This window comes from Kitasatospora sp. NPDC101108, from assembly GCF_055584725.1.
The window spans coordinates 57,903-72,274 of the sequence record NZ_JBVJLM010000015.1; the positions used below are offsets into that span (position 1 = coordinate 57,903).

The 14,372-nt window shown below is 74.1% G+C and carries 12 protein-coding genes, 1 pseudogene and 1 riboswitch; of the genes and pseudogenes, 6 read left to right on the top strand and 7 right to left on the bottom strand.

Features of this window, described 5'->3' with window-relative positions; all coding sequences use genetic code 11:
- Positions 1-86: 86 nt before the first annotated feature.
- Positions 87-172, bottom strand: a riboswitch (cobalamin riboswitch).
- A gap of 224 nt (positions 173-396) precedes the next feature.
- Genes ACZ6Z8_RS27805 through ACZ6Z8_RS27815 form a run of 3 tightly spaced genes read left to right on the top strand, consistent with a single transcriptional unit; the run spans position 397 to position 3,808 of the window.
- On the top strand, positions 397-1,671 hold the full coding sequence (locus ACZ6Z8_RS27805; RefSeq protein ID WP_465612768.1) for a cobalamin biosynthesis protein CobG: 1,275 nt from the start codon (positions 397-399) through the stop codon (positions 1,669-1,671).
- The gene (locus ACZ6Z8_RS27810; RefSeq protein ID WP_402814843.1) at positions 1,668-2,294 is read left to right on the top strand and encodes a precorrin-8X methylmutase; all 627 of its coding nucleotides are present in this window, start codon (positions 1,668-1,670) and stop codon (positions 2,292-2,294) included. Before ACZ6Z8_RS27805 ends, ACZ6Z8_RS27810 begins: the two co-directional genes overlap by 4 nt.
- Positions 2,291-3,808 (top strand): precorrin-2 C(20)-methyltransferase, encoded by a 1,518-nt coding sequence (locus tag ACZ6Z8_RS27815; RefSeq protein WP_465612769.1) that lies wholly within the window; start codon positions 2,291-2,293, stop codon positions 3,806-3,808. Before ACZ6Z8_RS27810 ends, ACZ6Z8_RS27815 begins: the two co-directional genes overlap by 4 nt.
- Before the next feature lie 106 nt (positions 3,809-3,914).
- Here the strand turns inward: ACZ6Z8_RS27815 and ACZ6Z8_RS27820 are convergent, their stop codons facing one another.
- Complete coding sequence (locus ACZ6Z8_RS27820) at positions 3,915-5,654, bottom strand: TIGR03767 family metallophosphoesterase (RefSeq protein WP_465612770.1); 1,740 nt, start codon at positions 5,652-5,654, stop codon at positions 3,915-3,917.
- A gap of 326 nt (positions 5,655-5,980) precedes the next feature.
- Between ACZ6Z8_RS27820 and ACZ6Z8_RS27825 the strand changes: the two genes are divergently transcribed.
- Positions 5,981-7,171 carry a cobalt-precorrin-5B (C(1))-methyltransferase gene (locus tag ACZ6Z8_RS27825; protein WP_465612771.1) on the top strand — a complete coding sequence of 397 codons (1,191 nt, stop codon included), beginning with the start codon at positions 5,981-5,983 and terminating at the stop codon, positions 7,169-7,171.
- Positions 7,172-7,443: 272 nt separating this feature from the next.
- Complete coding sequence (locus ACZ6Z8_RS27830; RefSeq protein ID WP_465612772.1) at positions 7,444-8,973, top strand: UDP-N-acetylglucosamine 1-carboxyvinyltransferase; 1,530 nt, start codon at positions 7,444-7,446, stop codon at positions 8,971-8,973.
- A gap of 42 nt (positions 8,974-9,015) precedes the next feature.
- Here ACZ6Z8_RS27830 and ACZ6Z8_RS27835 read toward each other — a convergent pair whose 3' ends face one another.
- From ACZ6Z8_RS27835 to ACZ6Z8_RS27860, 6 genes and pseudogenes are all read right to left on the bottom strand, one after another.
- Positions 9,016-9,519, bottom strand: a complete 504-nt coding sequence (locus tag ACZ6Z8_RS27835; protein WP_465612773.1) for a protein-tyrosine phosphatase family protein — start codon at positions 9,517-9,519, stop codon at positions 9,016-9,018.
- A 53-nt stretch (positions 9,520-9,572) separates the two neighbouring features.
- A pseudogene (locus tag ACZ6Z8_RS27840) lies at positions 9,573-9,737 on the bottom strand (mycothiol transferase); the annotation flags it as partial.
- A gap of 123 nt (positions 9,738-9,860) precedes the next feature.
- A complete protein-coding gene (locus ACZ6Z8_RS27845; protein WP_465612774.1) occupies positions 9,861-10,616 on the bottom strand; it encodes a cobalt-precorrin-6A reductase in 756 nt (251 codons plus the stop codon).
- Complete coding sequence (gene cobM / locus ACZ6Z8_RS27850; protein WP_465612775.1) at positions 10,613-11,374, bottom strand: precorrin-4 C(11)-methyltransferase; 762 nt, start codon at positions 11,372-11,374, stop codon at positions 10,613-10,615. Before cobM ends, ACZ6Z8_RS27845 begins: the two co-directional genes overlap by 4 nt.
- Positions 11,371-12,609 carry a precorrin-6y C5,15-methyltransferase (decarboxylating) subunit CbiE gene (cbiE, locus tag ACZ6Z8_RS27855; RefSeq protein WP_465612776.1) on the bottom strand — a complete coding sequence of 413 codons (1,239 nt, stop codon included), beginning with the start codon at positions 12,607-12,609 and terminating at the stop codon, positions 11,371-11,373. The genes cobM and cbiE overlap by 4 nt, the downstream gene beginning before the upstream one ends.
- A gap of 76 nt (positions 12,610-12,685) precedes the next feature.
- Positions 12,686-13,129 carry a gamma-glutamylcyclotransferase family protein gene (locus ACZ6Z8_RS27860; protein WP_465612777.1) on the bottom strand — a complete coding sequence of 148 codons (444 nt, stop codon included), beginning with the start codon at positions 13,127-13,129 and terminating at the stop codon, positions 12,686-12,688.
- Positions 13,130-13,262: 133 nt separating this feature from the next.
- Between ACZ6Z8_RS27860 and ACZ6Z8_RS27865 the strand changes: the two genes are divergently transcribed.
- Positions 13,263-14,276 carry an EamA family transporter gene (locus ACZ6Z8_RS27865; protein WP_465612778.1) on the top strand — a complete coding sequence of 338 codons (1,014 nt, stop codon included), beginning with the start codon at positions 13,263-13,265 and terminating at the stop codon, positions 14,274-14,276.
- The last annotated feature ends 96 nt before the right edge of the window (positions 14,277-14,372 follow it).

Consider the following 14,372-nt stretch of genomic DNA (forward strand, 5'->3'; position numbering starts at 1 on the left):
CGCGGGAACGCGCGCGGGCATGCGACGGCGCTGGTGCATTTCTGCCTTCCTCGGGGTCCGCGCCCCGGGCCGGTGGAGGACGGCGGGAGTTCCTGGCTCCCGCGGCCGACCGGCTTCCCGGTGAACCGCGGTCACAGTGGCGGGACCGCACCGGGCTTGCACCGGTTTCCTCCCCTGCGCCGTCGCTGGCGTGGACGGCCCGCTGGGGACCGCCCGCCAGCATCGTACGGGGTGCGGCTGACCTGGGGGGAGTGCCGGCTTCACCTCGCCCGGCGCAGCGCCCGGCGCACGGACGGGCGCACGGTGCTCGGGCACGCGGGTGGCGTGCCGGACGTGCTGCCCGGTGTGCTGCCGGGTGTGACGCAGCGGACGGAGGCAAGCGATCGGATCATCTGTATGCTCGCCGCCATGCCACCGACACCCGACGCCACCGCGCCGGGCGCCGCCGTGCCCGACCGGGGGCGCGCGGACGCCTGCCCCGGGGCGCTTCGCCTGCACACCGCCGACGACGGCGGCCTCGCCCGGGTCCGGCTGCCCGGCGGTCTGCTGACGGACCGTCAGGCACTCGCGCTGGCTGAGGCGTCACAGGCCCTGGGCGACGGGGAGTTGGAGACCACCTCGCGCGGCAACGTCCAACTCCGCGGTCTGGCCCCGGACTGCGGGCCCGACCTCGCCGAGTGCCTGCGCGCCGTCGGACTGCTGCCCTCGGACACCCACGAGCGGGTGCGCAACATCGTCGCCTCGCCACTGGCCGGGCTGGACGCCGAGGGCAACGCCGATGTGCAGGCCTGGGTACGGGAACTCGACGAGCGGCTGTGCGCGAGCGACTGGGCGGCCGGGCTCTCCGGCAAGTTCCTGTTCGCGCTGGACGACGGGCGGGGCGACGTCGCCTCGCTCGACGCCGATGTGACATTGATCGCAGCTCCGGGCGGCCCCGCCCTGCTGCGCCTCGGGCGGGCCGAGCGCGGACACCCGGTGGAGCCCGGGCGGGAGGTGACGGCCGTGCTGGACGCGGCCCGCGCCTTCCTGGACGCGCTGCGCCGCAGCGGCCGCGCCGCCTGGCACCTGCGCGAGGTCCCCGACCTGCTGCCGACGGGCTCCGAACCGCTGCCGACCGCCTGCGCCCCGACCGGTCGTGCCCCGTCCGCCGTCGCCGCCCCGGTGGGCGCGCTGCCCGGCGGGCTCTCGGTGGGCATGCGGTTCGGACGGGCGAGTGCCGACCAGTGGCGAGCGCTGGTCGCCGCCTCGGCGGGCGAACTGCGGCTGACCCCTTGGCGCGGCGCGGTGCTGCCCGGCGCCCCGGCCGACCGGCTGCCCGCACTGGCCGCGGCCGGGTTCCGTACCGAGCCGGGCTCCGCCTGGGAACGGGCCACGGCCTGCACCGGGCTGCCGGGCTGCGCCAAGTCGCTGGCCGACGTACGGTCCGACGCGGCCCGGGCGTTGGACGCGGCTGCCGGGGCCGGTGCGGGGACCGGCGGACTGCCCGTCCACTGGTCCGGCTGTGAACGGCGCTGCGGCCACCCGGCCGGGCGGTGGGTGGACGTGCTCGCCACGGGGCACGGCTACCGGGTGACGGTGAACGGGCCGACCACGACCGCGGGCGCACCCGTGGACGTGAGGAACGAGGAGATGGCCGAGGCGGTCGCCGAGGCCAGGAGGACCACGAAGTGATCGAGTACGAGAAGGACGGCGCGTCCATCTACCGCCAGTCCTTTGCCACCATCCGTGCGGAGGCCGATCTGGCCGCCCTGCCGGCGGACGTCTCCCAGGTCGCGGTGCGGATGATCCACGCCTGCGGGATGACCGACCTGGTCGAGGACCTGGTGTACTCGCCCGGCGTGGTCGCCTCGGCGCGCGCGGCGCTGCACGCCGGTGCGCCCATCCTCTGCGACGTCAACATGGTCGCGAGTGGTGTGACCCGCAAGCGGCTGCCCGCCGACAACGAGGTGATCTGCACCCTCACCGACCCGTCGGTGCCCGAACTCGCCCGCGCGATGGGCAACACCCGCAGCGCGGCGGCCATGGAGCTGTGGCTGCCCCGGCTGGAGGGCGCGGTGGTTGCCGTCGGCAACGCGCCGACCTCGCTGTTCCGGCTGCTGGAGATGATCGAGGCGGGCGCGCCGCGCCCCGCGGCGGTGATCGGGGTGCCGGTCGGCTTCATCGGCGCCGCCGAGTCCAAGCAGGCCCTGGCCGAACACCCCTCCGGCCTGGAGCACCTGGTGGTGCGCGGCCGACGCGGCGGCAGCGCGATCGCCGCCGCCGCCGTCAACGCGATTGCGAGCGAGGAAGAGTGACGGATCATCAGATCAGCACGGGCCGACTGTACGGCGTCGGGCTCGGCCCCGGCGACCCGTCGCTGGTGACCGTCCGCGCGGCCGAACTCATCGGCAAGGCCGACGTGGTGGCGTACCACAGCGCCCGGCACGGCCGGTCCATCGCCCGCTCGATCGCCGAACGCTACCTGACGGGTGGTCAGATCGAGGAGAAGCTGGTCTACCCGCTCACCGTGGAGACCACCGACCACCCCGGCGGCTACCGGGGCGCGCTGGACGAGTTCTACGAGGAGGCCGCCGCCCGGTTGGCCGCCCACCTGGACGCCGGGCGCGACGTCGTCGTCCTCGCCGAGGGCGACCCGCTGTTCTACGGCTCCTACCAGCACATGCACAAGCGGCTCGCGCACCGCTACCCGACCGAGGTGGTGCCCGGCGTGACCTCGGTCAGCGCTGCGGCGGCCCGGCTCGGGCAGCCGCTGACCGAGGCGGAGGAGACGCTCACCGTCATCCCGGGCACCCTGCCCGAGGAGGAGCTGACCGCGCGGATCGCCTCCGCCGACTCCGCCGTGATCATGAAGCTGGGGCGCACCTTCCCCACCGTCCGGCGCGCGCTGGAGCGGGCGGGGCGGCTGGAGGACGCCCAGTACGTCGAGCGCGCCTTCATGGACGGGGAGCGCATCGCGCCGCTCGCCGAGGTCGACGGGGAGAGCGTCCCGTACTTCTCGGTGGCGGTGCTGCCGAGCAAGGTCGCCCCGCTGGAGCCCGCCGTACGGCTCGCGGACGGCGTGGGCAGCGTGACCGTGGTGGGCACCGGGCCGGCCGGTCCGCTCTGGCTGACCCCCGAGGCACGCGGCGCGCTGGCCGAGGCCACCGACCTGGTCGGCTACACCACCTACCTGGACCGGGTGCCGGAGCGGCCGGGGCAGCGGCGGCACGGCTCGGACAACAAGGTGGAGTCGGAGCGCGCCGAGTTCGCCCTGGACCTCGCCCGGCGCGGGCACCGGGTCTGCGTGGTGTCCTCGGGCGACCCGGGCGTCTTCGCGATGGCCACCGCCGTGCTGGAGGTGGCCTGCGAGCCGGACTACCGGGACGTGCCGGTGCGGATCGTCCCCGGGATGACCGCCGCCCACGCGGCCGCGTCCCGGGCGGGCGCGCCGCTGGGGCACGACTACGCGGTGGTGTCGCTCTCGGACCGGCTCAAGCCGTGGGACGCGGTGGCCAAGCGGCTGCGCGCCGCCGCCGAGGCGGACCTGGTGCTCGCGCTGTACAACCCGGGCTCGAAGTCCCGCACCACCCAGGTCGGCCTGGCCCGGGACGTGCTGCTGGAGTACCGCGCGCCGGAGACCCCGGTGGTGATGGCCCGCGACGTCGGCGGGCCGACCGAGCGGATCCGGATCGTCCGACTCGGCGAGCTGGACCCGGCACTGGTCGACATGCGGACCATCCTGCTGATCGGCTCCTCGCAGACCCAGGCGGTCGAGCGGGGCGGCGGCGTGGAGGTCGTCTGGACGCCCCGGCGGTACCCGGAGGCGTGACGGCGGACGAATGACGGATGACAGCTGACAGATTTCATCATCTGTCAGCTGTCATCCGTTTTCTGTTCGCTGTTACCTGTTACCTGTTACTTGTGCCCGCCACCCGTCACCGGGTCGGCTTGGTGATCAGCAGCTCGGTGTTGTGGTCCTCCCCGGCGCCCAGCAGCGCCGAGACCCGCCCGTTGGGGTCGTTGTACGACAGCTCGCGGTACAGCGCCGCCAGGTTGGCGTCCGAGGTGCTGTCGAAGTCCGTCGTGTACGGCGCGGAGGACTCGATCAGCGTCGTGAACAGCGACAGCGTGCCGTCCCCGTTGTCCGCGATCTCGATGATGCGGCCGTGCTGCGGGTAGTCGATGTGCGAGGCGGTGTTGATCTCCCAGAACGCCCGCTCCGGCACCGCGTGCCCGTGCGCCGTGATCTTGTTCATGTGGGTGTGCCCGTTCACCCAGGCCACCACGTTCGGGTAGCGCTGCAGCAGCGCGACCAGCTCGTTGCCGTCGTGCCGCTTCTCGAAGACGTTGCGCGGGTCCGGCAGCAGGTTGCCCATCGAGCCGCTGGTGTGGTGGCTGAAGACCAGGATCACGTCATCGGTGCTGCCGCCCGCGACGCGGTTCCCGTTGGTGTCGTACCAGTGTCCGCTGTGGTCCTTCAACTGCTGCTCCAGCCAGCGAAGTTGCGCGGTGCCGAGCGAACCGTCGGCGAACCCGGCCTGGTTGGTGGTGTCCAGGCTGATGCCGACCACCTTCTCCGAGATCCGGAAGGTGTAGTAGAGCTTGCCGCTGCCCACCATGTCCGAGGTGAAGCCGTGCCCGAACGGGCCGGCGCCGGTGACGGCCGGGTTGAGGTGGGCCTTCGCGAACTCCTTGAGCGTGAACGGGTGCCGGCGCTCGTCCGGGGTCACCCGGCGCACCGCCTCGCCGTTCGCGAGCAGCTTGGCGAGCAGCAGCACGGCGCCCGCCGGGTCGCGGCGCAGCGAGTCCATCAGCTGGGCGGCGGTCGAGTCGTCGCAGCCCTCCAGCTTGAGCCCGCCCGTGTAGAGGTCGTTCAGCAGCCCGAAGTCCGGCAGCGAGCCCTCGATGCTGTCGTCGTGGTTGCCGACGGTGGTGTACCAGGGGGTCTTCAGACCCGGCGCGTCGAAGGGCCGGCCGGCCGCGGACAGGAAGCCGGGCACCTGCGGGAAGCCCTTCGCCTTGTAGACGTCGTTGTAGGCGATCTCGGGATTCCAGAAGGCCGAGTTGCCGGAGTTCTGGACGCCCTCGTAGCGGGTCGGGTCACCGGTGTTCTGGGCCATCCGCCCCCCGCCCATGACGGTGAGGTACCAGTCGAGCTCGGCCAGCTCGTGGTTGTCGGTGTTGTCACCGGTGGCCATCACCATGCTGAACGGCATCCCGGTGTACGGGCCGCCGGACAGCGAGTTGACCCGCTCGACGAGCGCCGAGACGCCGCGGGCGTTCAGGGCCTCCTGCGGCCGGTAGGCGCTGTCGTTGTACTTGGCCAGGAACTCGAACCGCACCGGGGACTCGGTGTCCACCAGGTGCAGGTCGCTGAACTGGACGAAACTGGCCAGCCCGGTGCGGCGGTCGTCCCGCCCGGCGCCCGGCGCCGCGAGTTCCCCGCGCACCACCAGCGGCCACCCCGGCCCGGCCGTCAGCCGCTTGTAGGCGCCGGTGCCGGACGGCGTGGCCACCTGCTCCAGGGTCGTCCCGGAGACGTCGACGGCCCGCGCGGCCGTGGTCGCCAGTGCCTGGTCCCGCCCGGCGGCCGAGGCGAACTGCGCTCCGCCCAGCGTCAAGGCCGACCAGGCGGCGGCCACCGACGTACCAGTGATGAACGTACGTCGCTTCATGCCTGCCACAAAAACCCCCACATGCTGTCGGCCCGGCCGGGAAGTAGCGCCCCGCCCACCGGACCTGAGTGTCATGAACCCGCTTCTGGCGGACCGCCAGATTACCCACCGGTAGCCGCCGGGTGTTAAGTCCGGGCGGAGAACTCTTCGGGAACGCGGGCCGGCGCTTCCCCCGCCCCGTCCCTCCGGGGTGGATCCGGCCGCCACCCCGGTCGGGGCGGTGCCGGACGGATGGGGGAAAATCGGCGGCGACGGCCGGTGCGGCCGCCGACGGGACGAGGGCGGTGCGCGGGCGCCGCCCCGGCAGTGCGGAAGCGAGGCGCAGGGTGGCCGCAGCGGGAGCCGAGGCGGGAGGCCGGGCCGGTCAGCTGAAGAGCAGCGGCCTGCGGCACGGCTGGACGACAGGCGCCTGCGCCACCGCCGCCACCAAGGCCGCGTACACCGCGCTGCTCACCGGTGAGTTCCCGGACCCGGTCACCATCACCCTCCCCAAGGGCCAGCAGCCCGCCTTCGCCCTGGCCGCCGAGCGGCTGACCTTCGCCAGCGAGCCCACGCAACCGGCCGCCGCCGAGCGGCCCACCGAGGAGAGCGAGCGGCCGGTCAGCGCCATGGCCGGCGTGGTCAAGGACGCGGGCGACGACCCGGATGTGACCCACGGCGCGCTGATCCGCGCCACCGTACGGACCGGAGAGCCCGGCGCCGGGGTGGTGTTCCGGGCCGGCCCAGGAGTCGGCACGGTCACCAAGGCGGGCCTGCCGCTGGCGGTCGGCGAGCCCGCGATCAACCCGGTGCCCCGCCAGATGATCCGCGACGCGGTGGCCGAGGTGGCGGCGGCGCACGGCGGCAGCGGGGACGTGGTGGTCGAGGTCTCGGTGGACCACGGCGAGGAGATCGCCCGCTCGACCTGGAACCCCCGACTCGGCATCCTCGGCGGTCTGTCCATCCTCGGCACCACCGGGATCGTCGTCCCCTACTCCTGCTCGGCCTGGATCGACTCGATCCGCCGCGGCGTTGACGTGGCCCGGGCGGCCGGGCGCACCCATGTGGCGGGCTGCACCGGTTCGACCTCGGAGAAGGTCGCGGTCGCGGTGCACGGACTGCCCGAGGACGCGCTGCTCGACATGGGCGACTTCGCCGGGGCCGTCCTCAAGTACCTCAAGCGCCACCCGGTGCCCCGGCTGACCATCGCGGGCGGCTTCGCCAAGCTGTCCAAGCTCGCCCACGGCCACCTGGACCTGCACTCGGCGCGCTCCCAGGTGGACAAGGGGTACCTGGCGGAACTGGCCCGGCGCGGCGGGGCGGACGAGGAGCTGGCGGCCGCGGTGGCGGTGGCCAACACCGGGTTGGAGGCGGTGCAACTGTGCCGGGCGGCCGGGGTGCCGCTCGGGGACCTGGTCGCCGAGGCGGCGCGGGCGACGGCGCTCGGCGTGCTGCTCGGCTCGCCCGTCGCGGTGGACGTCATCTGCATCGACCGCGCCGGCACCATCGTCGGCCGGGCGGAACCGCTCGGCCCCTGAGCGGCGTCGAGTCGAGTGCGCCGCCCCGCCCCGCGGGAAGCCTCGGTCGAGTCGGGCAGCCGAACGCGAGCGCAAGCCCGAACGCGAACGCAAGGCCGAACCCGAACGCGAACGCGAACGCGAACCGAACCCGAACTCCTCAGCGAAAGCTCAACACTGTTACGTGGTGATGTGAAGATCTGACGCTCATACGGGGTGAGAAACGGACAAAAGTGGCGCCACGCCTGCCGGTGATTCCGGCGCCATCTCAACCATGAGATATGGTCTGCCGAGTGACAGGCGACTACCTCACCCGTATCGGCACCCTCATCCGTACCGCGCGCCAGCACCGCGGCTGGTCCCAGGCGCAGCTCGGAGAGGCCCTCGGCACCAGCCAGAGCGCGGTCAACCGCATCGAACAGGGCAAGCAGAACGTCAGCCTTGAGATGATCGCCCGCATCGGCGAAGCGCTCAACAGCGAGATCGTCTCCCTCGGCTACTCCGGCCCGATGCACCTGCGCGTCACCGGCGGCACCCGCCTCTCCGGCGCCATCGACGTCCGCAGCAGCAAGAACGCCTGTGTGGCGATCCTGTGCGCCTCGCTGCTGACGACCGGCCGGACCACGATCCGCAGCGTCGCCCGGATCGAGGAGGTCTACCGCATCCTTGAGGTGCTGACCAGCATCGGGGTCAAGAGCCGCTGGCTCAACGAGGGCCGCGACCTCGAACTCACCCCGCCGGCCGAGCTCGACCTCGCCGCGATGGACGTCGAGGCCGCCCGCCGCACCCGCAGCGTGCTGATGTTCCTCGGCCCGCTGATGCACCGCGCCCAGCGCTTCGCCATCCCGTACGCCGGCGGCTGCGACCTCGGTACCCGCACCGTCCAGCCGCACCTGACGGCGCTGCGCCGCTTCGGCCTGGAGGTCGCCACCACCGGCGGCGCCTACCACGCCTCGGTCGAGCCGGGCGCCCCGATGGACCGCCCGATCGTGCTGACCGAGCGCGGGGACACCGTCACCGAGAACGCCCTGCTGGCCGCCGCGCGGCACGACGGCGTCAGTGTCATCCGCAACGCCTCGCCCAACTACATGGTCCAGGACCTCTGCTTCTTCCTGGAGAAGCTGGGCGTCAGGATCGAGGGCATCGGCACCACCACCCTGACCGTCCACGGCGTCCCGCAGATCAACTGCGACGTCGACTACACCCCGGCCGAGGACCCGGTGGAGGCGATGAGCCTGCTCGCCGCCGCCGTGGTCACCTCCTCCGAGCTGACGATCCGCCGGGTGCCGATCGAGTTCCTGGAGATCGAGCTCGCGGTGCTGGAGGGCATGGGCCTCGACTACGACCGGACCCCCGAGTACCGGGCCCACAACGGCCGGACCCGCCTGGTCGACCTCACCGTGCGCCCCTCCAAGCTGGCCGCGCCGATCGACACCATCCACCCGATGCCGTTCCCCGGCATCAACATCGACAACGTGCCGTTCTTCGCCGCCATCGCCGCGGCCGCCCACGGCACCACGATGATCCACGACTGGGTCTACGACAACCGCGCGATCTACCTCACCGAGCTGACCCGGCTCGGCGCGGACGTCAAGCTGCTCGACCCGCACCGGGTGCTGGTCCAGGGCCCGACCCGCTGGCGCGCCGCCGAGATGGTGTGCCCGCCCGCGCTGCGCCCGGCCGTGGTCATCCTGCTCGCGATGCTCGCCGCCCAGGGCACCTCCGTCCTGCGCAACGTCTACGTCATCAACCGCGGTTACGAGGACCTCGCCGAGCGCCTCAACTCGATCGGCGCCCAGATCGAGACCTTCCGCGACATCTGATGACGGCATCCGCCTGACGTTCCGTCAGGCAGCTGACGGGCCTCACCCGTTGTGGCCGGTTAGCAGTACCGCCACGTCCAACCCGGTGTTCAGGTAGTCCACGAACACCGGGTTGTTCAGCGCCCAGGGCGAACGCCGTTCCCGCACCAGCCGGACCGCCTCGTCGGCGCCGTGCCCGAGGTCGACCAGCGCCTGCGCCACCACCAGGCCCGAGCGGTTGTAACCCGAGTGGCAGCGCACCAGGGTCGGACGGCCCCGGCGTACGGCGGCCGCTGTGAGCCGCGCCGCCTCCTGCACGGCGAGCAGCTGGCCGGGGGAGAGCGGACGGTCGGGCACCTCCCGGACGACGTGCTCCACCCCCGGTGCCGGGCCGTGCCCGGGGAGCGTGAAGAGGCTGACCACCACGTCGAACTGCCGCCCGACGACGACGGGTTCCAGCTCCCCGCCGGGCGGCGTGTGGTAGTGCCCGCCCATCCAGAGCCCGGGAACGATCTCGTTCCACGGGTCGGACGGTCCCGGCGTCCCGCGGTCCTTCTGGGTTCGCACCCTGCTCCCTTCGGGCCCGCCGCGCCGGGGTCGCGCCGGCGCCGGCACGGCCGCTACTCGCCGGTGCTGCCGTCGAGGTGCTCGCGCAGGAGGTCGGCGTGGCCGTTGTGGCGGGCGTACTCCTCGATCATGCGGGTGAGGATCCAGCGCAGCGAGAAGGCCTCCTCGCCGTCGTGGCCCAGGACGTCCAACGACGGTGGGGCGGCGACGAGTTCCCGCGCGTGACCGCACTCGCGGCGCCAGACGGCGAAGCCTCCTCCGGGTCGGCGGTCCCGACGTCGAGCTCGGCAGAGCTGCCGTCGGGGTGCTTCCGGAAGGGCGGACCGGACCCGCTCCTGGACTCAGGCCGTTCGCTCCAGCCACCGCACCGCGGCCGCCACGTCCGCCGCGACCGGTACTCCCTCCGGCACCGGCGGGCGTTCCACCACGACCACGGGCAGGCCGAGTTCGCGCGCCGCGGTGAGCTTGGGCGCGGTCGCGGCGCCCCCGCTGTCCTTGGTGACGAGCACGTCGATCCGGTGGTCGCGCAGCAGCTCCCGTTCGCCGTCGAGGGTGAACGGGCCGCGGTCCAGCAGGACTTCGAGCGAGGACGGCAGCGGCGGCTCCGGCGGGTCCACCGAGCGGGCGAGGAAGTGCAGCCCGTCCAGGTGGGCGAAGGCGCCGATGCCCTGTCGGCCGGAGCTGAGGAAGACCCGCCGTCCGAGGCCGGGCAGCAGCTCGGCGGCGGCCGCCAGCGAGGGCACGAGGTGCCAGCGGTCCCCGGGGACGGACGCGAAGCCGGGGCGGCGCAGCACCAGCAGCGGCACCCCGGTGGCGGCGGCCGCCAGGGCGGCGTTGTGGGACATCCCGGCGGCGAAGGGGTGGGTGGCGTCCACCACGGCGGTCACCCCTTCGCCGCGCAGCCAGGCGGCCAGCCCCTCCGGGCCGCCGAAGCCGCCGATCCGCACGTGCCCGGCGGGCAGCCGGGGGTGGGCGACGCGCCCGGCCAGCGAGCTGGTGACCCGCAGGGACGGGCGGCCGTCCAGGGCGGCGGCCAGCGACCGCCCCTCCGTCGTCCCGCCGAGGATCAGGACGTGGGCCGGGGCCTGCCCGGTCATGCGCCGCAGGGCTCGTGCGGGCGCTCGCGGTCCGCCGAGTACAGGTGGCTGTCGCGGAACTGCTCGGCGGCGAGCGTCCGGCCGACGATGATGACGGCGGTGCGCACCACGCCCGCCTCCTTGACCTGTCCGGCGATGTCGGCGAGCGTGCCGCGCAGCACCAGCTCGTCGGGGCGGCTGGCCATCGCGACCACGGCGGCCGGGCAGTCCGCGCCGTAGTGCGGGAGCAGCTGCTCGACCACGTCGTCCACGTACCCGGCGGCCAGGTGCAGCACCAGCAGGGCGCCGCTGCGGCCGAGGGTGGCGAGGTCCTCGCCCTCGGGCATCGGGGTGGCCCGCTTGGCGATCCGGGTCAGGATGACGGTCTGGCCGACGGTCGGCACCGTCAGCTCCCGCTTCAGCGCGGCCGCGGCGGCGGCGAAGGCGGGCACGCCGGGGACGACCTCGTACGGGACACCGGCCGCGTCCAGGCGGCGCATCTGCTCGGCGACGGCGGAGAAGACCGACGGGTCGCCGGAGTGCAGCCGGGCCACGTCCCGGCCCGCCCGGTGCGCGGCGACCAGCTCGGCGGTGATCTGGTCCAGGTTGAGCTGGGCGGTGTCGATCAGCCGGGCGCCGGGCGGGCACTCCTCCAGCAGCTCGCGCGGGACGAGGCTGCCGGCGTAGAGGCAGACCTCGGCGCGGGCCAGGACGCGCTGGCCGCGCAGGGTGATCAGGTCGGCGGCGCCCGGGCCGGCTCCGATGAAGTAGACGGTCACGAGGCGTCCTCCTGGGGGGTGTTGGGCTTGACGGCGGACCACTGGGTGACCGGCATGGCCTGCCGCCACCCGCTGAAGCCGCCCACCGGGACGGCGTGGGCGACGGCCAGCTTGACCAGCTCCCCGCCGTGGCGCCGGTACCACTCGGTGAGCAGCGCCTCGGACTCCAGCGTCACGGTGTTGGCGACCAGCCGCCCGCCGGGGCGCAGCGCGGCCCAGCAACTGTCCAGCAGACCGGGGGCGGTGAGGCCGCCGCCGATGAACACGGCGTCGGGAGTGGGCAGTTCGGCGAGCGCGGCGGGGGCCGGGCCGGTCACCACCCGGAGCCGGGGTACGCCCAGCGCGGCGGCGTTGCGGGCGATCCGCCCGGCCCGGACGGGATCGCGCTCGATGCTGACCGCCCGGCAGTCCCGGTGGGCGCGCAGCCACTCGACGGCGATCGAGCCGGAACCGCCGCCGACGTCCCAGAGCAGTTCGCCGGGGGAGGGGGCGAGGACGGCCAGGGTGGCGGCGCGCACGTGCCGCTTGGTGAGCTGGCCGTCGCTCTCGTACGCGGCGTCGGGCAGGCCGGGGACGACGGAGCCGCGCGGGCCGTCGCCGAGTTCGACGGCGATGAGGTTCAGCGGGTCGCCGGGCGGGTGCGGCCAGTCGTCGGCGCGGCCGTCGAGGCGGCGCTCGGCGGGGGAGCCGAGCTGCTCCAGCACGTGCAGTCGGGCCGACCCGAAGCCACGTTCGGTGAGCAGCGCGGCGACGGCGGCCGGGGTGGCGGCGTCGGCGCTGAGCACCAGCAGGCGGCGCCCGGGGTTGAGGGCGGGCGTGAGGGTGTCCAGCGGGCGGCCGACCAGGCTGACCACCTCGGCGGCCTCCAGCGGCCAGCCGAGCCGGGCGCAGGCGTAGGAGACGGAGGACGGGTGCGGCAGCACGCGCAGCCGTTCGGCGCCGACGGTTTCGGCGAGGGTGCGGCCGATGCCGAAGAACATCGGGTCGCCGCTGGCCAGGACGGTGAGGCGCCGTCCGGCATGGTCGGCGAGCAGTCCGGGGACGGCCGGGCGCAGCGGGGACGGCCAGGCGACGCGCTCGGCGGCGACCTCGTCGTGGGGGAGCAGTTCCAACTGCCGGGGGCCGCCGACGACCACCTCGGCGGAGCGCAGCGCGGCCCGGGAGCCGGCGGTGAGGCCGGACCAGCCGTCGGCCCCGATCCCGACGACGGTGATCGGAGGTGGCAGCTCGGGCACCGGGTGGCTCCTCGTCGTTCGTTCCTGCTGGCCGGGGCAGCCTACCTGGCGGTATCGGGGCCGGAACCGGCCGCCCTCACCTGTCCGTCCAGTCCCCGGAGGCGATCAGTGCCGGCCGTGCGCGCAGCCGTGCCGCGGCCGCCGGACCGGCGAGGTAGACCCAGGCCTCGCGCCGCTCGCCCCCCGCCGTCCGGACCGTCGTGCGGCGTCGCAGGTAGAGCCCCGTCCCGTCCGGCCGGCAGTCCTCCAGCCGGTCCAGGTCGGCGAGCACTCCGGCGTACACGCCCGGGCGCACGATGACCAGCTCACCCACGATCCGGCGCCCGGGCGTCGCGTCCGGCACCGCGTACGGGTAGCCGGGGCCGTCGTGCAGGGCGGCGCCGTCCAGGACCGCGGGCAGGATCCCGGCGCAGCGTCCGGCCAGGTGGAGGGCGTGGTTGCGGCCGCCGCTGCGCAGGGTGCCGTACACGAAGAACGGCAGGGCCGCCTCGACCGGCGGGGTCTGCTCGGACGCGGACACGGGTTCGACCTCCTCGCGGGGGGAGCGCCCACGCTACGTTCTGCTGACCGATCCGTGATACCCACTGGCGCGGTGGGCCGCCGATGCGCTGTCATGTCGGGTGTTCAGCCAGCACCGTCCCAGGGGGACACACATGACATCGCCCGCCTCCCCGCAACCGGCGACGACGCCCGGCAGCGCCACCACCGCCACCCCTCCGACTTCCCCCGCCCCAACCCCCACCCCCACCCGGCTCTCCGGCGCCGTCTGGATCGCCCTCGCGGTGGTCTACGTGGTCTGGGGCTCGACCTACCTCGCGATCCGGATCGCGGTCGAGACGATGCCCTCGTTCTTCTCGGCCGCCGCCCGCTTCCTGACCGCGGGCCTGCTGCTGGCCGGCTACCTGCTGGTCCGCCAGGGCCCGGCCGGTCTGCGGGTGAGCGGGCGCCAGCTGGCCTCGGCCGCCCTGGTGGGGCTGTTGCTGCTGACCGGCGGCAACGGGCTGGTGGTGCTCGGCGAGACCTCCGTCCCGTCCGGGCTGGCCGCCCTGTTGGTGGCCGCCGTCCCGCTGTGGATGGTCGTGCTGACGGCCGTCGGCGGCGGTGAGCGCCCCAAGCGCGCCGAGCTCGCCGGGGTGCTGCTGGGCCTGGTCGGCCTCGGGGTGCTGTCCGCCCCCGCGATCGGCGGGTCGGTCGAGCCGATCGGCGTGGTCCTGATCGTCTGCGCCACGCTGGCCTGGGCGGCTGGCTCCTTCGCGAGCAAGAAGATCCCGATGCCGGGCAACGTGCTCGCCGCGAGCGCCTACCAGATGCTGGCGGGCGGCCTGGGCAACGTGCTGGTCGGGCTGGCCCGGGGCGAGCAGCACGGGCTGGACCTCGGGGCCGTCTCGGGCCGGTCCTGGCTGGCCCTCGCCTACCTGGTGCTGTTCGGCTCGTTGCTGGCCTTCACCGCGTACGCCTGGCTGCTGCAGTCGGCGCCGCTGACCCTGGCCGCCACCTACGCGTACGTCAACCCGGTGGTCGCGGTGCTGCTGGGCTGGCTGATCCTGGCCGAGCCGCTGACCGGCTCGACGCTGGCGGGCGGGGCGATCGTGGTGGTCGGCGTCTGTCTGGTGGTCAGCGTCAGCCGGCGGTCGGGGAGCCCGTCGAAGGGCCTCCGCCGGCCCTGAACGGATCGGCGGAAGCCCGTGGGGCGAGCCCGAGCGGTGGGGCCCATGCGGTTGAGCCCGTGCGGTTGAGCCCGTGGGCCGGGCCCGTGCGGTGGG